This is a genomic window from Prosthecobacter sp. (assembly GCF_044222565.1).
Lineage (GTDB): Bacteria > Verrucomicrobiota > Verrucomicrobiia > Verrucomicrobiales > Verrucomicrobiaceae > Prosthecobacter.
Genome location: NZ_JBGANA010000028.1, coordinates 75660 through 98267, shown reverse-complemented (window position 1 = coordinate 98267; position 22608 = coordinate 75660). Strand labels below are relative to the sequence as shown.

The following is a 22608-nucleotide window of genomic DNA, read 5'->3' as shown; positions in this document are numbered from 1 at the left end:
GGGATGACGTCCATGAGCATGCGCTGGCCGAGGGCTTTTTTAGCGAGCTTGGAGCCGATCTTGAGCTTGGGCCATTTGATCTTAGGATCGACAAAGAGCTCGGCGGGGTCGTAGCCACATTTGCGGTGGATGTCCACGCAGCGGGCGAAGTCGGGGGCTTTTTTGTCGTCCTGCCAGTAGTAGTAGGTGAACCAGCTTTTGGCGTCTGCGACCGCAATGAGATCGCCGCTGCGCTCGTGGTTGAGTCCGACGAGGTGTTTTTCCATTTTGCCTAGCACCTGGGCGACGCCGGGGGTGGCTTCGAGGGTGCTGCGGACGTTGGCGAGGATGCTCTGATCGTTGAGGTAGATGTGGGCAATCTGATGGTCGGCGATGGCGAAGGCCTTGGAGCCGCCGAGGTCGAGAGTTTCGCGGCCGAGTTCGTCTTTGATGCTGAGCCAGCCCTTCTCCCGGAAGACACGGTTCAAGTGGACGGGCTGCTCGACATCGGTGATGCCGTATTCGGAGAGGAGTACGACCTTGATGTTGCGCGTCTCGTAGAAGCGAATGAGATCGCCGACGACGTTGTCGATCTGGCGGAGGTCAAAGCGGATTTTCTCCATGTCGATGCCGACGCGCTGGAGGTTGTAGTCGAGGTGCGGGAGGTAAACGAGGGAGAGGCCGGGCCAGTGCTTTTCCTCGATCCATTTGGCGCTTTCGGCGATCCAGATGGAGGACTTGATGTCGGAGCCAGGCCCCCAGAAGTGGCGGAAGGGAAAGGGGCCGAGGTCTTTTTTGATGCGGTCCCGCAGCGGCATGGGCTGCGTGTGGATGTCGAAGACTTTGCGGCCATCGGCCGGATAAAGCGGGCGCGGCGTGATGGAGATGTCCGCGGTTGAGTACATGTTGAACCACCAGAAGAGCTTGGCGCAGGTGAACTGGGGATCGACACGGCGGAGGGCTTCCCACAATTTTTCGCCCTGCATGAGCTGCTCCGGCTGCTTCCAGAAGCGGTGCTCGGCGTAGTCGCGGTCATACCAGCCATTGGCGACGACGCCATGATCCCGCGCGAGACGGCCGGTGAGGTAGGTGGCCTGGGCGGTGCAGGTGACGGCGGGCAGGACGGGCTCGATGAGCGTGGAGCGGTTGCGCTCCACAAAGGCGCGGATGGCCGGGGTGTGCTCGCCGATGAGCCGGGAGGTGAGGCCGACGACGTTCAGGATGGCGGTGCGCTGCATTTCTCTGAGTTGCAGGTTTAAGGTTTAAAGTTTCAAGGTATGCCAAGGACTAATCGTGCGCCGAGGAGAACTTGAAACTTTTAACTTTTAACTTCGAACTTTAATAGAGCATGGCCGCGACGACGTAGGCGATTTTGCAGATGCAATGCAGGGCCTGATCTTGAACGAAGGTCGTTTTGTTTTCGCACTTGGCCAGATCAATGAACCAGTGGAGGACGAGCTCGATGCAGGCGAGAATGAAACAACCGGTGACAGCCCAGACAGCGGTCGCATGGAGAAGACAATGGGCGGTCATGCACCAAGGCCAGATCTGCACCGGGCGCGTGGGGTCATTTCTGAGAATGAGGAGGTGCCGGTTTTTGCAGGTGGAGAGAAACTCCCCCTGCAGCGGGTAGTCCATCAGAGCATGACCGGCGAAAAGAAGGAAAACGACCTGGATGGCATCCAGCAGAGTGTGCGGAGGGAATGGCAGCAAGCCTGGCATGTGGAGGTTTTCCATCGGGACAGGCGGATTGCTACGCAGGATTCATACCTGCGCAAAACAATCCGCCTTACATCCATGAATCAGGCGCTGTAGAAGGCGGCGATCTTCTCATTCACGGCACGGAGGCGGTGGGAGATGGTGCGACCAACACCAATGAGCAGCCAGGCCGCGGCACGCGGGTATTCATTGATGTAGCTTTCGAGGGTCTCGCCATCAATGCGCCAGACCTGGGAGAATTCCACGGCGGTGACGCTGGCACTGGCGACGTTGGGGTCGAGCAGGTTGATTTCGCCGATCGTTTCCCCCTTCTGGATGGAACCGAGGAGGACCTTGTGGCCGCCGCGCATGGCGGTGGCATGAAACTTTCCGGAGACCACGAAGAAAAGGCTGTTCTGCTGCTGGCCTTCCTCGATGAGATGCTGACCGGGCTGCACCGGTAGGAATTCGCCGTATCCGCTGAGAATGTCACGATCCTCATCACCGAGGGGTTCGAGGATGCCTTGGGCCGGAAGCTTGGGAGAGGAGAGGGAGCTCATAAAGAGTGAGTGGGCTGAATTAAGCGGTCTTTTTTAAGCGGAGATGCCCGTAATGGCAAGCACGGCGAATCACAAGCTTGAGAAACCCGCAGGTTACAAAAACGAAAGTTTTGCCCCAAATCTGCGATTTGGCGGCGTAATTCTCATTGAGATCGTTCGCATTTGCGAATTATGCAGAATCTAAATTCTGCTGGATTTCCAAGGGCATCGGTTCAGAATCAGCGCCCTCACTTCAACCAGCCACCCCTGCACCCCATCCATGTCCGACTCCTCTTCCTCCAATTGCAACAGCTGCTGCGGCTACTCTTTCGCCCATCTTCTGCTCCGTCTCTGGGTCGGCATGCGCCTTTTTATGGCTGGTCTGGACAAGTTCCGCTATGGCAACGGAGCGGATACGACCTTCAGCATCACCAACTACACGGAAAAGAAGGGTCCGCCCATCGCCAAGCTGATGAGCACGAACAGCTTCATGCCTGAGTGGGCCTGCACCGCCTTTGCCAACACCATCGGCTACATTCTGGTTCCTGTGGGAATCTGGGTTGCCGTCGGCATCTTTACGGAGCTGGGACTGCTCGTCGGCGGCCTGGTCTTCCTGGCGCTGGGCTTTGGCCTCGCCGCCCTGCCGGACGACACCGAAGTGGTGAGCAACATCGGCCTCTCCATCCTCATCGTGGCAGCCGCCCTGGTGACCGCGAAAGCAAAGAATTTTTCGATCGACGGCTTCCTGGCCCGTAAGAAGGCATAAGACGACTTCAGCGTCGTCCCCGGCAAGCGAACCACGCGCCTGACTGCACCTATGAATTCCCAGCCTTCCCCATCCTCCCCCGCGCCGCTGTCCCGTTTCATGGACCGCCGCGGCTTCCTCCGCACCAGTGCCCTGACCGGCAGCGGAGTTTACCTCGCCACGAGCAAGGGCGCCATCGCCCAGCAGACCAGCGCCGGACGCACGATCAAGTGCGCCCTAGTCGGTTGCGGCGCCCAGGGCAACGCGCTCCGTGTCGCCTCCAAGGACGTCCCTGGCATCCAATGGGTGGCCATGTGCGACATCTGGGAATTCTCGATCCGCAAGACGCGCGGCGGGTTCCTGGGTGAAAACAAGCATCAGATCGAAGGAGACATCAAAACCTACTTCGACATCAACGAGATGCTCGACAAGGAGCCTTCGATTGAGGCTGTCTTCATTGCCACGCCGGACTTTCTGCACGCCCCCTACTCGCGCCTCTGCCTGGAGAAAGGCAAGAATGTGTACTGCGAGAAGATGATGAGCAACACGATCGAAGGTGCGCGTGACATGGTGCGCGCCGGCAAGGCCAACCCTGGCATCTTCCAGATCGGCCACCAGCGCCACTCCAACCCGCGCTACCTGAACCTGCGAGACAATGTGATCAAGCCCGGCAAGATGCTGGGCCGCGTCACCCACGCCTACGCACAGTGGAACCGCGGTGTGTCCGGCAGCCAGCCGCAGGATGCGGTGAAGGGCTACCCAATCTCCGATGAAGTCCTCGCCAAGAACGGCTACGGCAGCATCGAGGAGTTCCGCAACTGGCGCTTCTTCAAGAAGTACGGTGGCGGCCCCCTTTCCGACCTGGGAGCGCACCAGATCGACATGTTCAACTGGATGTATGAGTCCACGCCCGTCTCCGTCATCGCCTCCGGCGGTGTGGATTACTTCGACGGCACGGAAGGCCGCCCGAAATTCGAGCTGCCGGACAACATGATGTGCATCTACGAATTCAAGACCGCCTCCGGAGCGCTGCGCGCCTACTACCAGGTGCTGACCACCACAGGCTCCCAGGGTGCCTATGAGAAGCACATGGGCACTGGCGGCACGGCGATCATCTCCGAGCTCGACACCAATGGCAACCAGCTCTACGCCGAACCGGGCCAGGACTGGGAGCCCTACGCGCTGGGAGACAGCCCGCCGATCATGAAGGCCGCTGACAAGGCCAAGAACAAGTTCTGGGAACACCCCCGTGACTGGGAAAAGCCGAAGCCGCCGTCCTACGGTGCTGTGAGCGTGGCAGACGTGCGCGAAAGCAAGGCGCTGGCCCAGTGGGAGCTGGCCATCAAGCTGGGGCGCAAGCCCCACTCCCCGCATGTGCAGAACTTCATCGAAGCCGTGCAGACCAAGAACCCTGCGCACCTTACCTGTAATGTGGAGGCTGCCTTCAAGTCCTGCGTCACCGTGCTCAAGGCCTACGAGGCCAAGGAAAAAGGCGGCAAGTACCTCTTCACTCCTGAAGACTTCCAAGCATAACCATTCGCAATCCAACCACTCCCAATGAAAAACACCCTCCACATCCTCACGGGCCTCGCGCTCGCTCTCACCCTTGCCTCCTGCGGCAAGAAAGAAGAATCGAAAGCCGGTGCCGCCGCCGCCCCTGCCGAAGCAGCGGTTCCCGCTGGTGACCTCGAAGAGATCGCCCTCGTGTTCCCCAAGCCCATGTTCATCGGCACCCCGGTGCCTGCTGAGCTGCCTAACCTCGAAAAGGCAGACCCAAGCAAAGTGGTGAAGACCATCATGGTCCCGAAAGGCACCACCAACCTTGCCAAAGGCAAGAAGGTCACCAGCTCTGACTCCGCTCCCATCATTGGCGATCTGAACTTGGTGACCGACGGCGACGCCGACGGCGCTGACGGTTCCTTCGTGGAACTGATGCCCGGCAAGCAGTGGGTGCAGATCGACCTCGGCGAAGAGGCGAACATCTACAAGATCGCCATGTGGCACTACCACAAGCAGGCCCAGGCCTACATCGACGTGGAAGTGCAGGTGTCTGATGATCCTGAGTTCAAGACCGGTGTGACCACCCTGTGGAACTCCGACCACGACGACTCCTCACAGATGGGCAAGGGCAGCGACCCAGCCTACGTGGAAACCAACCATGGCCGCGTCGTTGACGCCAAGGGCATCAAGGCCCGCTACGTGCGCCTCTGGAGCAACGGCAACACCAGCAACGACATGAACCACTACTGCGAAGTGGAAGTGTTCGGCAAGGCTGCCAAATAAGCAGACCTGACCTCTGGCATTCAATCACCGCCGTGCAGCGCTCCTGCACGGCGGTTTTTTTGTGCTGTCGAAAGGAAAGCAGGGCCTAGACCGGTTCTCGAAAAGATTGTCATAAACTGGTCTTTGGGCGGCACTGGGACTGGAGGATGGCAGGTTGCTCAAAGAGAGATTGCACAGATGCGATCAGGCGTTCCTGAAGTTCTTGAGCGCTCTTGGCGATCCAGCCATTGAACCAGTCGGCTTTCATGCGCAGCCAGAGTCGTTCGATGGCGTTGAGATCGGGTGAACGTGCCGGCAGATACTCCGGCTCAAAGTGGTGCCAGTTGAGACGTTTGACTTTGTGCCAGGATGCGTTGTCGAGCACCACGATGGCGCGGCGTCCGGGCACCTGCGGATTCTCCTGGGCCAGCGTGTCCAAAAACACCTGGAAGCTTGCGCTGTCGCAGAGATTGAAGAGCATTGCAGTCAGCCGTCCGTCGGCAGGGCACACCGCGCCAAAGAGGTTGTGGCGGATATGCTCGCCCAGATAGGGGGAGAGACGCACCTTGCCGATCTTCGTCCAGGTGCGTCGCGGGCGCGGGTCGCCTTCAAAGCCGCTTTCATCGCAAAACCACACATCGGTCTGAGGATTCTGCTGCCAGGCGCGCAGCTTGACGCAGAAGGCCTCGCGCAGTTCCTCGTCCTGTTTGAGCGGCCAGGGACGTGGCACCTTGAGCTTGTAGTCCTGCTCATGGAGATAACGCACCATGGTGCTGTAGCCGAGCTGGGTCTGCAGGTGCTCCTTGATCCAGCCGTGGAGCTTCACCGCAGTCCAGTGCGTCTGTCCCGCCAGAGCAGGATCCTCGATAATCGGCACGATCTTCTCGGCTACCTGGGCCTTGGGCAGTATCCGGCTGCGACCGCTGCTACGTCCTGGAATGAGGCCGTCGAGACCGGCGAGGTTGAAGGCTTTGATGAAGCGCAGCACCTGCCGCAGACTGAAGCGCGATAGCGCGGCAACCTCTTCACGGCTTTTGCCTTCATAAAGCCAGAGCAATGCCTGCAGCCGACGAAAGCCCTTCTTGGTGGGCGTGCAGTCCATGGCCACGCGAACCTCATCAAGAGTCGCGTTGTCCATATTGAGCTCGATGCACGGGCGGGCCACCACCGCCTATTCATTACTATGATTCTAAAAAGTACAGCACGAATATGACAATCTTTTCGAGAACTGGTCTACCTCCCAGCTCTGGGTCGAACTCGTCGGCGAGATCATCGTCGCCCGCATCCGCGGCGTTCCCACGGAGGAGCTCATTGGCGAGTGCCAGCGCCGCGTCATCGCGCTGCAGGCGGACACAAACTGCAAGCGCGTCCTGTATGACGCACTGGAGCTGGAGCGGCCGCCCATCGAGATCGTGCTCACCCAGCAGTCATTTTCCTCCGAACTCAAGAATTCGGCCCTGAGCGTGGCCATCGTCGTGCCAAACACCGCCATCGCGTATCTGGCACGGCTGGCGTTTGGAGACCTCCACCACCGCGTCTTTTACAATGACATCGCCGCAGCCATTCTGTGGCTGATGAAAATTTCCTCACCATGAAGCACACCGCTATCCTGTTTTGTTTGGCCTGGCTGGCGATTGCCTCCCAAGCCGCCGATGAGTTATCGCCTGCTGCGCGACACGCGGAGGCCGCGAAGTTACTGGACGGGCTTCCTTCACGCTCGGACCTTTATCACGCTGACGCTATCCTTCACAAGGGACTGATACGCTCGGAGATCGAGCGAGAGATTGCCAGAAAAACGTTCGAAGTTGCCAAAGAGCGAATACCAAAGCTGCGGCCACTGATCACCGTCGGGGACAGCGTCTTTGACTACCCAGGGCTTCTGGCTGCAGGTGAACCGCAGTTCGTCAAAAATCGTGGCGAGCATCCTGATGTGAAGGGTAAGTACTACCGGCTTTTCATTGGGATCACAGAGCAAACAGAAGAAGGGCACATTCAAATTCCAAACATGTTTGGAATCGAATTTGATCAGTCAGGACGAATTTTGAGAGTGCTGGGACCGGGGACGCTCATCCTGTAACTTTTGCTTTGTGCAACCTGAGCCAGAACCTCCAACTCCAATACACCCCATGCCAGCCTACATCATCGGACGCGTTGAAGTCACCGACTGGACACGCTACGCGGAGTACATGAAGCTCACGCCCGCCATCATCGCGCAATACGGCGGCCGCTTTGTGGCACGAGGTGGCGAGTCGATGACGCTGGAAGGCCCCGAGGAGACCAACCGCGTGGTGATCCTCGAATTCCCTACCTATGAAGCAGCGCAGCAGTTCTTCCATTCGGAGGAATACCGCCACGCCAAAACCCTGCGCGAAGGCGCCGCGAAGGCGCAGTTCTATGCGATCGATGGGGTGCCCGTGGCATGACAGCCGCGTGAAGAAATGAAGGCAGGTTGAAACCATGAGCACCTCCCCCAATGCCGGCGGCCCGCACGATGGTCCATTCCAGCGAGGCCATGGGTATCGCGTAAAAAAGACCTTCGCCGCACTTCGAGATTCATTCACCGAAGGCGAAGTCCTGATCTTCCAGGACAGCGCCTACTCCCGCTACGACAGCATCACCGGCTACTTCTTTCGCCAGACCGGCAAAGAAGGACTCCGTGTCTGGGATGTCGATGACGATGCGGAGGACGGTCTGTGGAGACAGTTCTTTGAGGAAATCCCCGCTGATTCGTCACTACAAAGAGAATGAAGCGTGCCCTGTGATTCCATCGCTGCCGCGCTGACGATGCAAACTCCGCGCTTGCACCGGTAGCTCCGTGGCACAGCCTTTGTCCTGCTCATGCTCCCCGCCTCTTCCGACGCACCACTCCGCTTTTACAGCACCGGAGATGCCTTTGGTGAGTTCTCCAACTTCGCTCCTTTCCCCGTGAAGATCGGCGGCAAGACCTGGCCGACCTCCGAGCACTACTTTCAGGCGCAGAAGTTTCAGGATGCAGGGCATGCAGAAAAGATCCGTAAATCTGGCTCGCCCATGATGGCCGCACGCCTGGGTCGGAACAGGAAAGCGCCGCTGCGAAAAGATTGGGAGGCGGTGAAGATCGGCGTCATGCGTCAGGCGCTGCTGGCCAAGTTCACGCAGCATGCGGAGCTGAGAGAGCTGCTCTTCTCCACCGGGGAACGGAGACTCATCGAAAGCACCCCCAATGATGACTGCTGGGGCGATGGCGGAGACGGCTCCGGAAAAAACATGCTGGGCCGGCTGCTCATGGAAATCCGAGCCCAGTTGCGCAAGGAGGCGGCAGGGTAAAACTCTGCCCTTGCACGTTTCCCACCTTCGCGCAGCCTTCCCGCGACTGCCATGAGCTACCACGAATTCAAATCCGCCATCCAGCAGCATCTCCGGCGCAGCCGTGCGGGCGCGACGTGGGTGGAGCTGCGGGACAAGCTGGGCCTGCCCTACGAGCGCCCCTGCCCGGAGTGGACACGCCGGCTTGAGGAGGACATCGGATTGGTGCGGAGCAAGGGCTCGGGACGGGCGCTGGTGTGGGCCGTGAAGCCGCCTGCTGCCGTGAAGGCGCGAGTTTAATCTCGTTCACACAGTCAGACACTTTGCTCATGGGACCCACCGCTGCAGTCGTGACCGAAGAACTCATCACAGATGAGCAGCTTCTCGCCATCGATGCTCTGCTATCCAAACTCGCGGGCCAGATAATACGCACGCGCAAAGGCCGGGTTTGGAGCTTATGGATCGATGAACGACCGCTGGATGTTTCTGCCACCGATCCGCACACGGTGACGCTCGCCGCCGGTTTGAACTCTTCTCAGGACTATGACATGCTGCGTGAGCTTGGCCAGAGGCTGGCAGATCTCCTCGGCGGGAGCATGACCGAACCCACGAAGTAAAACCTGCGCATACCATGCCGATCATCAGCTCCCGCGAGAGGCCTCGGAAAAAGTTCAGGCTTTCATCCCTGCTCGCCGCGTCCTTCGTGCCGCGGTGATGGTTGATGACGAGGGCGGGCGTGCTATCTTGCGATTCGGCTGCGATATGAAGATTCTGCGCGTCATCTCCTTGATCATCCTAAACACGGCGCTGGTCACTCTGGCCGTGGTGCTTGGGTTTGCTCTTGGCGGTGCGCTCGGTGTGCCCATCTATCTCCAGGGCTTCTGCCTGCTGCCGGCGGCGCTGCTTTTTAACTGGCTGTCGGGTGGCAGCGCCTTTGCGTGGCGCACGGTGCTGGTCTATCTGCTGCTCCTTTCGGGACTTGGATTTGTGATCGGCAGCGGACTGCCTCTTCTTCCTGCGGTTGACCGCAGTCTGCTCATCGTGCTGATCGCTATGTTTTTCCCTGTGTCATCCGTGGTAAAATGGCTCGAACGCCGAAGTACCAAGGCCAAGCAGGCAGCCGAGAATACCGACCCCAAGGCATCGTGATGCTGGAGCGTGGTGTCTGGGCAAGGCCATGAATCCCCTCCATTTCCACCCTCATGCCGCCTTGAGCTTTGCTGCATGAAACCCAAACTCATCCTTCTCTCGCTCATCGGGGCGCTCCTGGTGGGAAGCATGGCGTGGCTCGCCCTGAGGTCCGGCCCATCGATACACTTCGTGCGGTTTCATGAGGAAAAATACGGACGGCTCGCCACCTTCCGGATCGCAAACGACACGGACGAATCCTTTTCCTGCTACGGTTATGGGCTCTCCACGCCATTTTACAGCTACAGGATCGCGGAGCCTTCCGGCTGGAAAACTTACAGCCTGGGATGGTGCGGCACCGGTGCCGGATTGCACACGCTCGCGCCGCATTCGGCGGCCGAGATTGAAGTGCGCCTTCCGAGTTACAATGAGCCAGAACCGCCGCTGCCCTTTGCGGTGGGCATTTATTTCGAACGTGGCACCGCCGCGCAGCTGTACGCCCGCCCCCTTCGAAGGCCCAACTTCTTTTCCCAGCTCATCAGTCTTTTGCGCGAAAAGATCAATCCGTCCTCGCATGGGCGTCCGGATCCCACCTGGAGCGATCTCGCACATCCGTGAGGAGCTCGTCCACTCCCCGCGTCATTTTGTAGTCGCTGCGCGGCGCGAAATCTCTACCATCGCCATAATTCACTCCCGGCATGGACTTCCTCGATTTCTTCTTCCCTGAGCAGGCACAGGCCAGCCACCTGCGCGAGCTGGCGGCTCTTTCTCAGCAGCAGGCGCGTGCTTTGCACCGGGAGCGCTTTCAGCAGCAGCGGCTGCGGCGCGAGGACGACTCGCGGGCGGCAGAGGTGCAGCAGCGCATCGAGCAACTGGAGCGCGATGTCGGCCAGGCAGGCCTGGTGATCGAAGCCCTGCTGGAACTTCTCGAAGAATCGCAGACGCTGAACCGCCAACTCGTCGCCGAACGCACCGCCGCCATCGATGCGCGGGACGGCACCGTGGATGGCCGCCACACACCGCCAAAAAAAGAGCCGTGGAGCCCGAAGCGTAAGTGGCCGGGACCTCGGGAGGGCTAGAGCTTCCCTCCCCGCCGCAGCTACTCCCATGAATGCCATGACTTCGCCACCACCCCTGACGTCATGGAGCGACGTGGGGATGCTGGCGTTGTATTCCTTCGCCATGGCGGCTGTTCTGCATGGGATCCGCGGCAGGAAAAAAGCATTGTCTGAAGAAGCGGCCACCGTCTGCAGAAGCCATGGCATCCGGTCCGGCGTTGCATAAGAGACAGCGCCTGTGCTCCGCAGGTATCACCGCAGCGCGGGCGCGTTCGTTCTCACCTTCGGGCCGTTTTGGGTGATGGTGGCCGGATTTGCCTGCTGCTCTCTGCTTCGCGATGCAGGCCATCTGATTGTCCCGTGGCCTCTTCTCACTGTCTCTGTGGCGACGGGTTTGCATTCTGGGCGACAAGGAGCATGCGGCAGCGTGCCATCCACCGCCTGTTGATGGGCAGTCCGGACCAGTCGCCGCAGGCAACAGCCACACCAGAAAGTTGACCGCACCATGACACCTCCCAGCCGCCTCCTCCTCACCGCATGCCTCCTCAGCATGTCCGCAGCTCTCTCCGCCGGCGCAGAGAAGGCGGCCGCTGCAGCGGAAGTTGTCCCCGCACCAAAAGCCACCACACCAGCTCCGCAGATCGCGCAGGTGGAGCCGCGCATCTGGTCCTGCGAATTTAAGAGCGTTGCGCTCAGCGGTGTGCCCATGCGCTTCCTCGTGGTGCTGCCGCCGGGCGTAGAGCCCACGTCCGCGCCGCTGCCCGTGATCTACTTCCTGCACGGCCGTGGCCGACACGAACGCACGCTGTTGGAAAATCCCCTTACCCGTGAGCGCGTGCTCGCCACGAAATGCGCCGTGGTGCTGCCGCGCGGGCGGGACGGCTGGTATGTGAACTCGCCAATGACACCCACAGACCGCTATGCGGACTATGTGGATGAAGTCATGACGCTGGCGGAAAAACATTTCCCAGTGAGTCGCGCGGCCGCGCAGCGGGCCCTTGGCGGCTGGTCCATGGGAGGCTATGGCGCCATGTACACCGCGTGCCGCAGGTCCGCGGATTTTGCGGCGGTCGCATCGCTCATCGGCATTCTCGACTTCCCGCGCCTGCAGATCGCCGAGGTGGGTCAAAACTACGCCGTGCCTCTGCGCTTTGGCATCGATCCGCCATTCTGGAACACCGTCAATCCGCGCCTTCTTCTGCCGCGTTTGCAGGCAGTGCCCCTCTTCGTCGCGTATGCGGACCACGCGTCGGAGCGCCAGATGAACGAGGCCTTTCTGGCCGATGCGAAAGCGCTGAAAATGTCCGTGGAAATCATGCGCCTCTCCGGCGGCCACACCTTCCCCATGGTGGAGCAGTCGCTGCCCGCCGCCTTCGACTTTTTGGAAAGCAAGATCCTCAAATCCTCCAGCCGATAAAAGGCGGTCACACCGTCACTGCACCTTCTTCGTCAGCCCGCAGCTCACACCGCCATGTTTCGCACGTATTTCGAATACCGAAGACGCAGGAAGCTTTTCGAGCAGTATCTTTCCGGGGCAACGGCTGAGGCAGCACGGCTTAGCGATGCCCCCGCGCAGCAGTCATTCACGGTGGAGCGTGTCGAGTATGTGCTCATTTTCGTGGAGGGAGAAAAACCCGAACATATTTCGGCGATGGTCGGGCAAGTCACCGAAATGGCAATGTCACACGATGGACTGGTGTATTCGATCCTCGGTGCGCTGGTTCTCGTGTCGTTTGGTGGTGCACCTGGCCCTGCACCAGCGGCTGGCAGCCGGGCCGCCTTTGTCACGCATTTGAGCGGAGAATTGCAGCGCCGTGTGAAGATGGTTCACGGTGCGGCAGACGCGCATCACGGATTCATCGGGACCAGCCTGCGCATGTCTTATAGCCTGCTATTGCCACGCTTTGACGCCATGCTCGGAGCGCTGAGCCGTCTTGAGTTTGGGCGGGTGGAGGAGTTTGTCATATGATGCAAAACCACATTAGCGGCGGCATCCCTGGCCGGCCAGCATCGCTCCTTGCACCTCTCGGCGCGCTCGCCGAGCTTTGGCGGACCGGCACGGAAGCAGCGCACTCTCATTCACCATGAAGACAAAACCCACCACCGACCTCGCCTACTGGCTGTCTGTTTTTATCGGCCCGCTGTCCGGCCCCTTTGTTTTTAAAGCCGCCGCCCTGCCCGATTTCCCCACACTGCAGTTTTCCCACTACCTTATCATCATCTGCTATGTGTTCGGTGCCATCGCGCTGAGCCAGATCCTCCTGAGAAAGCTGCTTCGCACCTTTGGCGGCCCCGGTGTCAGACCAGACGCCTCCACGCAGGCTCCGCTAGGTGGAACGCCTTCGCACACACCATGACATCTACCATCATTCAGCAGCCCGCGCTGCGACTGATCACCGCACGCTCCGCGAAATTCCCGGAGGGCAATCGCGCCGCCTTTCGTGCTCTGGAGGCACACCTCAAAAGCCTGAAGGGCCGCAAATTCTACGGCCTCGTTTATGAGACGGAGGCGGGCATGGACTACCACGCCGGACTCGTGCCGGATAGCGAGATCGAGGAGCGCCGCTTTGCCGCCCTCGGCTTTCCCATCACCGAGATCGCCGCCGGCCCCTGCGCACGGGTGAAGATGCTCGACTGGTCGTCCAAGACCGCTCAAATCGGCCCTTCCTTCGGAGCCATGATCCAGCAGCACGGCATCGATCCCACACGTCCGCAGATGGAGTACTACCGCAGCTTTACCGAGCTGCACCTGCTGCTGCCCGTTCCGCGTAGAGGGCAGGCGGTTTGAGCTAAGAAGTGGCATGAAAAGGGCTGCTGGACAGCCCGCACCTTCAGGAAGTCTTCGATCACTTCGCAGACTCCGACTTTTCCGCCTTCGACGGCGTCACCTCCAACGCCGCCTGGTGGAGTGGCGAGGAACTTCATGACTACGCGCGGAAAAATCGCGAGTGCTTCATCAGGCTGGACGCGGCTGATCCGCTAAAACCCAGATGACCGCGCGCGGCCGAGTGCCATGAACATCTGTCTATGGAAAAACTGAGCCACAGCTTCGGCGGTGCTTTGCGCACCTTCGCCTACTTCATGTAAAAACGGCGGGGGCAGTATCAGGCGGGGATGATGCATTCATCCACCTTCAGTTAACCATGCAGTTCATTTCTACAGCGCTCTTTTTTCAACTCAGTCATCTTTCGCTTAGCGGCATCAGGTCTAGACCAGTTCTCGAAAAGATTGTCATTTTGACCGGCGAGCGCAGCGGTCCCAGTGGCAAGGCGGGAGCGCCGCCTGCTATTTGAAAATAACAGGCAAGCGACCAACGCAGCCAATGGGGCCGCTCCGCCGCCCGGGCAATGTGACAAGATTTTTGAGAGTTGGTCTGAAGGCCGAATTACGTAAATGCGCTGGGTTTGCAGATGCGATGGAGCGAGAGGGGGCTATGCACCGATGAGCTTCCGCGCCTCCGCGAGTGCAGCATCCACCTTCGCCACGTCTTTGCCGCCGCCGCGGGCGAAGTCGGGTTTGCCGCCGCCTTTGCCGCCGACGATGGGGGCGATGGTTTGGATGATCTTGCCGGCCTGGACTTTGGCCTGGTGCTCTTTGGCGACACTTGCGATGAGGGCGACGCTGCCGCCGCCGGTGGCGGCGAGGACGACGATGCCGTTGAAGGTGGCTTTGAGGGCTTCGGCGACGCCGACGGCGTAGTCGGCATCCACATCACCGAGGTTGGTGACGATGGTGTTGTTTGCGGCGGTGGCGATGAGGTCTTTGGCCTTCACTGCGGCTTCGCGTTGCTGGGCGGCTTTGAGCGACTTTTCGAGTTCCTTCTGCTGGGTGAGGATTTGATCGAGCTTCTTTTCAAGGTCGGCGGCGCCTTGGGCGCTGACTTTGCCGGCGAGGAGTTTGAGGAGGTCGGCGTCGGCGCGGGCGGCGTTGTAGGCTTCGAGTCCGGCGATGGCTTCGATGCGGCGGATGCCCGCGGCGTTGGCGCTTTCACTGACGAGGCGGAAGAGGCCGATCTCGCCGGTGCTGCGGGTGTGGGTGCCGCCGCAGAGCTCCATGCTCCAGCCGTCGAGCTTGTTGCGCTGGCCGCCGATCTGCACGACGCGGACGAGGTCGCCGTACTTCTCTCCAAAGAGGGCCATGATGCCTTTGTTGGCCTTGGCTTCGACGTAGGGTACTTCAGTCCAGGAGACAGGCTCGTTGGCGACGATGCGTTCGTTCACCAGGCGCTCGATGTCGATGAGCTGCTGCGCGGTGAGAGCGGCGCTGTTGAAGTCGAAGGTGAGTTTGTCAGGGGTGACGTTGGAGCCTTTTTGGGTGGCGTCCTTGCTCACCACTTCATGCAGGGCCCAGTGCAGGATGTGGGTGACGGTGTGGTGGCGCTCGATGGCGTGACGACGCGGGGCATCGACGATGAGCTTGACGGTGGCATCGACGGCGGGGGCTTCTTCGCCTTCGAGGAAGTGCAGCCAGGTGTTGCCGACCTTGGTGGTGGAGCTGATCGGGTAGGTGTTGGCACCGAGGATGAGCTGGCCAGCGTCGCCGATCTGGCCGCCCATTTCGGCGTAGCAGGTGGAGACGTCGAGCACGACCGCGGTCTTGTCCTTCATCTCTTTATCTTTGAGCTGCACGACTTCGAGCACCTTAACATCGGCTTCGAGGTTGTCGTAACCGATGAACTTGGTGGGGGCTTTGGTCTCGATTTCGGAGACGGAGACGACTTGTTTGTTCTTCTTGCCGGCTTCGCGGGCGCGTTCCTTCTGCTCTTCCATGAGTTTGTTGAAGCCTGCGACGTCAACGGTCAAGCCGCGCTCGCGGGCGAGAAGCTCGGTGAGGTCGAGAGGGAAGCCCTGCTCGTCATAGAGTTTGAATGCGAAAGCGCCGTCGATGTTTTTGCCGGAACTGGCTGTTTCTTCAAACAACGCGATGCCCTTGTCCAAGGTGCGGTTGAAGCTCTCCTCCTCCAGTTTCAGCACACTCTTGATCTGCTCCTTCTTCGTCCTCACTTCCGGGAACACATCGCCCATCTGCGCGGCAAGTACATCGACGAGCTTGAAGAAGAACGGCTCTTTGAATTCGAGGGTGCGGCCATACTTCACGGCGCGGCGAAGGATGCGGCGGAGGGTGTAGTTGCGGTCGGAGTTGCCGGGCTGGATGCCGTCGGCGATGGCGAAGCTGAGGGTGCGGAGGTGGTCGGCGATGACGCGGAAGGCGACGTCGATCTTCTCCTGCTCGGTCACGGGAACGACGTGGCCCTGCTCGTTGGCTTTGGGCAGGGTGCTGGCGTAGGTTTTGCCGGAGAGCTTGGTGAGCTCGTCGAAGATGGGCTTGAAGACGTCGGTGTCGTAGTTGCTGATCTTGGCGGTCTCGAAGTCGGTGAAGTTCTTCGTGCCCTGAATGATGGAGCAGACGCGCTCGAAGCCCATGCCGGTGTCCACGTGCTGTGCGGGCAGCAGGCTGAAGGTGCCGTCGGGATTGCCGTTGTACTGGATAAAGACGTTGTTCCAGATTTCGATGCAGCTTGCGTCGCTGCCGTTCACGAGCTTGGAGCCAGCGCGCTGGCGGTCTTCGTCGAGGTCGCGGGGGCCGGGGGTGAGGTCGATGTGGATCTCGGTGCAGGGGCCGCAGGGGCCGGTCTCACCCATCTGCCAGAAGTTGTCCTTTTTGTTGCCGTTGACGATGTGGATATTGGGATCAAGGCCGATGCTGTGGAACTTCTCGGCCCAGATTTCCCAGGCTTCCTGATCGCGCTCAGCAGGGTCTCCCTCGCCAGGCTGATAAATGGTGGCGAAGACGCGGGTCGGCGGGAATTTCCAGCGCTCAATGACGAGCTCCCAGGCCCAGGAGATGGCTTCCTTTTTGAAGTAGTCGCCGAAGGACCAGTTGCCCAGCATCTCGAAAAGCGTGTGGTGGTAGGTGTCCAGGCCGACATCTTCGAGGTCGTTATGCTTGCCGCCGGCGCGGATGCACTTCTGGGTGTCGGCGGCACGGGTGGGGAGGCCTTTGTGCAGGACGCCGGGCCAGGTGTCCACGTCGGCGCTGCGCTCGCCGAGGAAGATGGGCACAAACTGGTTCATGCCGGCATTGGTGAAAATGCGGGCGCCGTCGCGGCTGGTGTAGCCCACGTTGTCGCTGGGGACGATGGTGTGCTGCTTCTCCTTGAAGAAATCGAGGAAGCTCTGGCGGATCTGGGCGGCGGTAGGGACGGCGGACATGGGCGGCTGGGGAAAAGGGAGCGCGGATGTTAGCGGGGGGACGGCGAAGGTAAAGGCGGGGTTTGGTGCCGATGCCGAAATGCTCCCGCCAGAGCCCATGAAGCGGCCTTCCGAGCGGCCGGTTTTGCAAGGGGCGGAGCCAACCCGCCTGCCGCGCCCATGGAGAATGCCGCTACGGCTCAAAGAATGGCTCTTCTCCTGCGTATGAAACTCCGTGACCCGCGTTTTCATAGCCCTTCTTTCCGCCTCCTCCGCCCTGGCTGAGACGGCACCGCATACCATTCAGTTTTCCAAGGAGATCCGCCCCATCCTGAGCGAGAACTGCTTCTTCTGCCACGGGCCGGACGAAAAGAAGCGCGAGGCGGGCCTGCGCCTGGATGAGGAGGCCGGGGCCAAGAAAAACAATGATGGGGTGACGGCCGTGGTGCCCGGACACCCCGAAAAGAGCGCGCTGCTGGAGCGCATCGTCAGCAAAGATCCGGACGAAATGATGCCGCCGCCGAAGCAGCACAAGACCATCTCTCCCGCCCAGGTCGCGCTGCTCACCGAATGGATCAAACAAGGTGCGCCCTGGGGCAAGCACTGGAGCTATGAGAAGGTGGTGAGGCCCGCCGTGCCGAGTTTGAAGGCTCAAGCTGCAGGCTTAAAATTGAATTCAGTCGATGCGTTTCTGGTGCAACGGCTGGAGAAAGAGAAGCTGAAATACGCACCGATGGCTGACGCAGCCACGCTGATCCGCCGCGTGGCGCTGGACCTCACCGGCCTGCCTCCCACTCCGGAAGAGCTCGATCAGCTGCTGAAGCAGCCCTATGACAAGGTGGTGGAGCATTACCTGGCCAGCCCCGCCTATGGCGAACATTGGGCGCGGCAGTGGCTGGATCTGGCGCGGTATGCAGACAGCTCGGGGTATCCGAGCGACCAGCCACGCGAGATCTGGGCCTACCGCGACTGGGTGGTGCGCGCGCTGAATGCGAACATGCCGTTTGATCAGTTCACCATCGAGCAAAACGCAGGCGACCTGCTGCCCAATCCGACGGACGACCAGCTCATCGCCACGGCGTTTCATCGCAACACGATGACGCAAAACGAAGGCGGTACGGACGATGAGGAGTTTCGCAACGCAGCCATCATTGACCGGGTGAACACGACCATGGCTGTGTGGATGGGAACGACGATGGCCTGCGCGCAGTGCCACACGCACAAGTTTGATCCCATCACCATCAACGAATACTTCCAGTTCTACGCCTTTCTGAATCAGAGCGCCGATAGCGACAAAAAAGACGAGGTGCCACTGCACAGCTTTGACACGCCGGAGCTGAAGCAGCAGCGGGCAAAGCTGAAGGGCGAGATCGATGCGCTGGAGAAGAAATTTACCTCCCCTGCCCCCGCATGGCTGGCCGGACTGGAGTCCTGGGACCAGGGCTTCGCCCGAGATCTGGGCTGGCAGACGCCGCAGCCCACTCTGGTTACCACGCAGTCAAAACAAACCGCCACCATCGCCGCGGGCGGCACGGTTTCGATTCCAAAAAACAGCGACAAAGACAGTTACACCGTTGAGCTGCCAGCCACCGGGGACAAGCTGAGCGCCCTGCGCCTCGAAACCCTGCCTGCGGCTGGCTTTGCCAATTTCGTCATCACCGATGTGAAAGCGGAAGTGGTGCCTTCAAATGCCACGCCGCCGCCGCAGGTGCGCTATGTGCGCGTGGAGCTGCCGGGAGAGAAAAAGCTGCTTCAGCTGGCCGAGGTGCAGGTGTTCAGCGGCAGCGAAAACATCGCCCCCAAAGGCACCGCCTCTCAAAGCAGCACCTACACCAATGCAGCCGCCAAGCGAGCCATCGATGGCGGCACCGAGGGAGACTACGCCAAGAACAGCGTGGCCCACACTGCCGACGGCGACAAAGAACCGTGGTGGGAGGTGGATCTAAAAGCCTCCAAACCGGTGGACCGCGTCGTTGTCTGGAACCGCACGGACGGCGGCACGAGTAAGCGCCTCGATGGATTCCGAGTGCTGCTGCTGGATGACAAACGCCAGACCCTGTGGAAGAGCGAACCCACGCCCGCGCCGGACAAGGAAAAAGCCTTTGCCATCAGCGGCCCCGTGGCCGTGAGCTTCACCACCGCGCTGGCAGATTATGAGCAGGACGGCTTTCCCGCGGCCTCCATTCTGAAGCCGAAAAACAAAAAGCAGCCGGGATGGGCTGTCTCCGGCGCTGCCGACAAGCCGCACACGCTCACGCTGCTGGCTGCATCGCCGCTGATGATTCCTTCAGGTGCCAAGCTGCGCATCACCCTGGCGCAAAACAGCGAGCACAAGCAGCATACGCTCGGCAGCTTCCGCCTCAGCTACACGGGGGACGCACGCGTGCAGCAGGTGACGAAGGTGCCGGAAAATGTGGTGGCCGCGCTCGGGCAGGCGAAAGACAAGCGCACCCCCGCGCAGCAGCAGACAGTGGTGGACTACTTCGTGCGCAATGTCTCAAAAGCCTCCGCCACCGAGCGCGCACGTCTCGCCGCCGCAGGCAAGGAACTGGCCGCACTCAAACTCGTCACCGTGCCGATCATGCGTGATCTGGATCCCAAGCAGCGCCGAGTCACCAAGATCCAGCTGCGTGGCAACTGGCAGGCGCTGGGAGACGAGGTGAGCGAAGGCACGCCCGCGGCTTTCAATCCGCTGCCGAAGGATGCTCCGCGAAATCGTCTGACGATGGCGCAGTGGCTGGTGAGCCGGGACAATCCGCTCACCGCACGCGTGGCGGTGAACCGCCTGTGGGAAAGCATCTTTGGCACTGGCATCGTGCGCAGCAGCGAGGAGTTTGGCAGCCAGGGAGAGCTGCCGTTTCATCCGGAGCTGCTCGACTGGCTGGCCGCCGAGCTGATGGACAGTGGCTGGGACATGAAGCACATGCTCAAACTCATGCTCACCAGCGCGGCCTACCAGCAGAGCACCAAAACCACGCCCGAGCTCAACGAACGCGACCCCGACAACCGCATGCTGGCCCGCGGCCCGCGCTTCCGTCCCACAGGAGAGCTCCTGCGCGACCAGGCGCTGGCGGTCAGCGGCCTGCTCAGCCCAAAAATGTTCGGCCCACCCGTGCGTCCCATGACTCCCAATCTCGGTCTCACCACCGCCTTTGGCCGCAGCAATGACTGGACCGTGAGCCCCGGCGAGGACGCTCACCGCCGCAGCCTCTACACCGAGGTACGCCGCAACAGCCCCTACGCCAGCTTCACCACCTTTGACGCTGGCAACCGCGAGGTCTGCATGATCCGCCGCAGCCGCACCAACACGCCGCTGCAGGCCTTCGTCACGCTGAACGATCCCGTCTTCATTGAAACGAATCAGGCCATGGCCCGCCGACTCGTCGCCGAAGCCAAGACCCAGCCCGAGCGTCTCGCGCTTCTCTTCAAACTCTGCCTCTCACGCGCACCGGCCGCGCATGAAATCACGGCATTGACCAGACTCTACGACGAATCCCTCGCCACCTACCGTGCTGATCTCCCCGATGCCACGAAGATGGCCACCGAGCCGCTGGGTGCCGCTCCAAAAGGTGCCGACATCCCCGAACTCGCCGCGTGGACGGCGATTGCGAATGTGGTCATGAATTTGGATGAGTTTTTGATGCGGAGGTGATTCGATCCAAACATGCCTGCCAAAAAATCCATCGATGTTCCCATCCATACCGTGCGCGGCCAGCGCGTGGTGCTCGACTCTGATCTGGCGGTGCTTTATGGTGTCAGCACCGGTCGATTTAATGAGGCTGTGAAACGCAATTTGAAACGATTTCCCGAAGATTTCGCGTTTCAACTCACACCAGAAGAGATGCTGTTTTTGATATCGCAAAATGCGATATCAAAGCCCGCTGGCAGAGGTGGTCGGACAAAACCACCCCGGGTTTTCACCGAGCATGGCGCTCTCATGGCCGCCTCTGTCCTGAACAGTGATCGCGCCATCGCAATGAGCGTTTATGTGATCCGTGCCTTCGTGGAAATCCGCGAAAAATTGACTGTTAACGCTGCCATCTTGAAGCGCTTGGCCGAGATCGATAACACTCTGCTCATTCATGACGCCTCCCTCCGTGACGTTTACAAGAAGCTGATGCCGCTTCTCACGCCACCACCCGCACCTCCACGTAAGCAGATAGGTTTTCATCCTTGAACACTCCTCCAAACTTGAAGTCACAATTTGTGACATCAAAAACCATTTCCCCATGAACCCCATCACTCACGACTCCCTCCAGCTCAGAACCCGCCGCCAGTTTCTTGGCAATGCGGGGCAGTTCAGCCTGGGGGCCATCGCCATGCAGGCGCTGCAGCAGCAGGCGGGCGCCACCATGGTGCCGGAGAATCCGCTTGCGCCGAAGAAGTCGCAGTATGCGCCAAAGGCGAAACGGGTGATCTACCTGCACATGTCCGGCGCTCCGCCGCACCTGGATCTGTTTGATTACAAGCCGGAGCTGGTGAAGCGCAGCGGGCAGGACTGCCCCGATTCCATCCTCAAAGGCCGGCGCTTTGCCTTCACCACCGGCGTGCCGAAGCTCATGGGCACACCGCGCACCTTTGCACGCTATGGCAAAGGTGGCCTCACGATGAGCGATGCCTGCCCGAACTTCCACACCATCGCGGACGAGATGTGCCTGATCCGCTCCATGAACACGGACCAGTTCAATCACGCTCCCGCTGAGCTGCTGCTCTTCACCGGGCATGCGCGGCAGGGCCGGCCTTCGATGGGCTCCTGGGCGACGTATGGGCTGGGCACAGAGAATCAGGATCTGCCGGGCTTTGTGGCGCTCATCTCCAGCGGCACGCAGCCCAGTGGCGGCCAGGGCTGCTGGGGCAGTGGTTTCATTCCCAGCGTGTACCAGGGCGTGCAATGCCGCAGCAAGGGAGATCCCGTCCTCTTTGTGAGCGATCCCGCCGGAATGAACCGCGCCATGCGGCGCAAAACGCTCGATGCGCTGCAGGATCTCAATCAGCAGCAGGTGGCCGAATTTGGACATCCCGAAACGGTCACACGCATCGCGCAGTATGAGCTGGCCTTTCGCATGCAGACCAGCGTGCCGGAGGTGATGGACATCTCCAAGGAACCAGCACACGTCATCGAAGCCTACGGGGCGAAACCCGGTGAATCCAGCTTCGCCAACAACTGCCTGCTCGCTCGGCGGCTCATCGAAAAAGGCGTGCGCTTTGTGAACCTGTTCGACTGGGGCTGGGACTTCCACGGCACCAGCGAAGGCAGCGGCATCACCACCGGCCTCACGAACAAGATGGCTGCGACCGACAAGCCCGTCTCCGCTTTGATCAAAGACCTCCGGCAGCGCGGCCTGCTGGACGACACCCTCGTCATCTGGGGCGGTGAGTTTGGCCGCACTCCCTTCCGCGAAGGCCGCACCGCTGCCAGCGCCGTGCTCGGTCGCGATCACTATCCCGACTGCTTCTCACTCTTCATGGCCGGCGGCGGTGTAAAGGGTGGCTTTGAATACGGCAGCACGGATGAGCTCGGCTTCAGCGTGGCTGAAAACAAAGTCCACGTGCACGACTTCCAGGCCACGGTGATGCACCTCCTCGGCTTCGACCACGAACGCCTCACCTACCGCTTTCAAGGCCGTGATTATCGGCTCACTGACATCCATGGGCACGTGGTGAAGGATCTGCTGGCGTAGTGGCAGTAGTTTTTTGAAGACGACGAAGGCTTTTCTTGCCAA

General features: G+C 60.4%; 26 protein-coding genes. 21 read left to right on the top strand and 5 right to left on the bottom strand.

The window, feature by feature from the left end; translation table 11 throughout:
• The 3 genes from ACILSR_RS28350 to ACILSR_RS28340 form a co-directional block, all read right to left on the bottom strand.
• Positions 1-1217 (bottom strand): alkaline phosphatase family protein (locus ACILSR_RS28350; protein ID WP_395753188.1); only part of this gene is annotated, 1217 nt, incomplete at its 3' end.
• 100 nt (positions 1218-1317) lie between these two features.
• The gene (locus tag ACILSR_RS28345; protein ID WP_395753187.1) at positions 1318-1701 is read right to left on the bottom strand and encodes a DUF3307 domain-containing protein; all 384 of its coding nucleotides are present in this window, start codon (positions 1699-1701) and stop codon (positions 1318-1320) included.
• Between the two features lie 80 nt (positions 1702-1781).
• On the bottom strand, positions 1782-2237 hold the full coding sequence (locus ACILSR_RS28340; RefSeq protein WP_294396665.1) for a Crp/Fnr family transcriptional regulator: 456 nt from the start codon (positions 2235-2237) through the stop codon (positions 1782-1784).
• Positions 2238-2496: 259 nt separating this feature from the next.
• Between ACILSR_RS28340 and ACILSR_RS28335 the strand changes: the two genes are divergently transcribed.
• From ACILSR_RS28335 to ACILSR_RS28325, 3 genes are read left to right on the top strand one after another with little or no spacing between them, the layout of a single operon-like run.
• Positions 2497-2982, top strand: a complete 486-nt coding sequence (locus ACILSR_RS28335; protein WP_395753186.1) for a TQO small subunit DoxD — start codon at positions 2497-2499, stop codon at positions 2980-2982.
• A 51-nt stretch (positions 2983-3033) separates the two neighbouring features.
• Positions 3034-4494 carry a Gfo/Idh/MocA family protein gene (locus tag ACILSR_RS28330; protein ID WP_395753185.1) on the top strand — a complete coding sequence of 487 codons (1461 nt, stop codon included), beginning with the start codon at positions 3034-3036 and terminating at the stop codon, positions 4492-4494.
• Between the two features lie 24 nt (positions 4495-4518).
• Positions 4519-5244 (top strand): discoidin domain-containing protein, encoded by a 726-nt coding sequence (locus ACILSR_RS28325; protein ID WP_395753184.1) that lies wholly within the window; start codon positions 4519-4521, stop codon positions 5242-5244.
• A gap of 109 nt (positions 5245-5353) precedes the next feature.
• Here ACILSR_RS28325 and ACILSR_RS28320 read toward each other — a convergent pair whose 3' ends face one another.
• Positions 5354-6361, bottom strand: a complete 1008-nt coding sequence (locus ACILSR_RS28320) for an IS630 family transposase (protein ID WP_395753183.1) — start codon at positions 6359-6361, stop codon at positions 5354-5356.
• A gap of 274 nt (positions 6362-6635) precedes the next feature.
• On the opposite strand from ACILSR_RS28320, the gene ACILSR_RS28315 reads away from it, so the two are divergent.
• The 15 genes from ACILSR_RS28315 to ACILSR_RS28245 all read left to right on the top strand — a co-directional run bounded on the left by ACILSR_RS28315 (position 6636) and on the right by ACILSR_RS28245 (position 13482).
• Complete coding sequence (locus tag ACILSR_RS28315) at positions 6636-6818, top strand: hypothetical protein (RefSeq protein ID WP_395753182.1); 183 nt, start codon at positions 6636-6638, stop codon at positions 6816-6818.
• Positions 6815-7300 (top strand): hypothetical protein, encoded by a 486-nt coding sequence (locus tag ACILSR_RS28310; protein ID WP_395753181.1) that lies wholly within the window; start codon positions 6815-6817, stop codon positions 7298-7300. Before ACILSR_RS28315 ends, ACILSR_RS28310 begins: the two co-directional genes overlap by 4 nt.
• A gap of 49 nt (positions 7301-7349) precedes the next feature.
• On the top strand, positions 7350-7646 hold the full coding sequence (locus tag ACILSR_RS28305; RefSeq protein ID WP_395753180.1) for a DUF1330 domain-containing protein: 297 nt from the start codon (positions 7350-7352) through the stop codon (positions 7644-7646).
• Between the two features lie 34 nt (positions 7647-7680).
• Positions 7681-7971: a hypothetical protein gene (locus tag ACILSR_RS28300; RefSeq protein ID WP_395753179.1), complete on the top strand. Its 291-nt coding sequence runs from the start codon at positions 7681-7683 to the stop codon at positions 7969-7971.
• 90 nt (positions 7972-8061) lie between these two features.
• On the top strand, positions 8062-8529 hold the full coding sequence (locus ACILSR_RS28295; RefSeq protein ID WP_395753178.1) for an NADAR family protein: 468 nt from the start codon (positions 8062-8064) through the stop codon (positions 8527-8529).
• Between the two features lie 51 nt (positions 8530-8580).
• A complete protein-coding gene (locus ACILSR_RS28290) occupies positions 8581-8808 on the top strand; it encodes a hypothetical protein (protein ID WP_395753177.1) in 228 nt (75 codons plus the stop codon).
• A gap of 29 nt (positions 8809-8837) precedes the next feature.
• A complete protein-coding gene (locus ACILSR_RS28285; protein WP_395753176.1) occupies positions 8838-9125 on the top strand; it encodes a hypothetical protein in 288 nt (95 codons plus the stop codon).
• 145 nt (positions 9126-9270) lie between these two features.
• Entirely contained in the window at positions 9271-9657 is a 387-nt protein-coding gene (locus tag ACILSR_RS28280; RefSeq protein WP_395753175.1) for a hypothetical protein, read from the top strand.
• 75 nt (positions 9658-9732) lie between these two features.
• Positions 9733-10254, top strand: coding sequence for a hypothetical protein (locus tag ACILSR_RS28275; RefSeq protein ID WP_395753174.1), 522 nt, complete (start codon positions 9733-9735; stop codon positions 10252-10254).
• Between the two features lie 80 nt (positions 10255-10334).
• A complete protein-coding gene (locus ACILSR_RS28270; RefSeq protein WP_395753173.1) occupies positions 10335-10715 on the top strand; it encodes a hypothetical protein in 381 nt (126 codons plus the stop codon).
• Between the two features lie 28 nt (positions 10716-10743).
• On the top strand, positions 10744-10920 hold the full coding sequence (locus ACILSR_RS28265) for a hypothetical protein (RefSeq protein ID WP_395753172.1): 177 nt from the start codon (positions 10744-10746) through the stop codon (positions 10918-10920).
• A 279-nt stretch (positions 10921-11199) separates the two neighbouring features.
• Entirely contained in the window at positions 11200-12111 is a 912-nt protein-coding gene (locus ACILSR_RS28260) for an alpha/beta hydrolase (protein ID WP_395753171.1), read from the top strand.
• A gap of 54 nt (positions 12112-12165) precedes the next feature.
• Positions 12166-12663, top strand: coding sequence for a hypothetical protein (locus ACILSR_RS28255; protein WP_395753170.1), 498 nt, complete (start codon positions 12166-12168; stop codon positions 12661-12663).
• Between the two features lie 115 nt (positions 12664-12778).
• A complete protein-coding gene (locus ACILSR_RS28250) occupies positions 12779-13051 on the top strand; it encodes a hypothetical protein (RefSeq protein WP_395753169.1) in 273 nt (90 codons plus the stop codon).
• On the top strand, positions 13048-13482 hold the full coding sequence (locus tag ACILSR_RS28245) for a hypothetical protein (protein WP_395753168.1): 435 nt from the start codon (positions 13048-13050) through the stop codon (positions 13480-13482). Before ACILSR_RS28250 ends, ACILSR_RS28245 begins: the two co-directional genes overlap by 4 nt.
• A 643-nt stretch (positions 13483-14125) precedes the next feature.
• Here the strand turns inward: ACILSR_RS28245 and alaS are convergent.
• Positions 14126-16906: an alanine--tRNA ligase gene (gene alaS / locus ACILSR_RS28240; protein ID WP_395753167.1), complete on the bottom strand. Its 2781-nt coding sequence runs from the start codon at positions 16904-16906 to the stop codon at positions 14126-14128.
• Between the two features lie 214 nt (positions 16907-17120).
• Between alaS and ACILSR_RS28235 the strand changes: the two genes are divergently transcribed.
• From ACILSR_RS28235 to ACILSR_RS28225, 3 genes are read left to right on the top strand one after another with little or no spacing between them, the layout of a single operon-like run.
• Entirely contained in the window at positions 17121-20537 is a 3417-nt protein-coding gene (locus tag ACILSR_RS28235; protein WP_395753166.1) for a DUF1553 domain-containing protein, read from the top strand.
• 12 nt (positions 20538-20549) lie between these two features.
• The gene (locus ACILSR_RS28230) at positions 20550-21062 is read left to right on the top strand and encodes an ORF6N domain-containing protein (RefSeq protein ID WP_395753165.1); all 513 of its coding nucleotides are present in this window, start codon (positions 20550-20552) and stop codon (positions 21060-21062) included.
• 52 nt (positions 21063-21114) lie between these two features.
• Entirely contained in the window at positions 21115-22566 is a 1452-nt protein-coding gene (locus ACILSR_RS28225; protein WP_395753164.1) for a DUF1501 domain-containing protein, read from the top strand.
• Positions 22567-22608 lie beyond the last annotated feature (42 nt).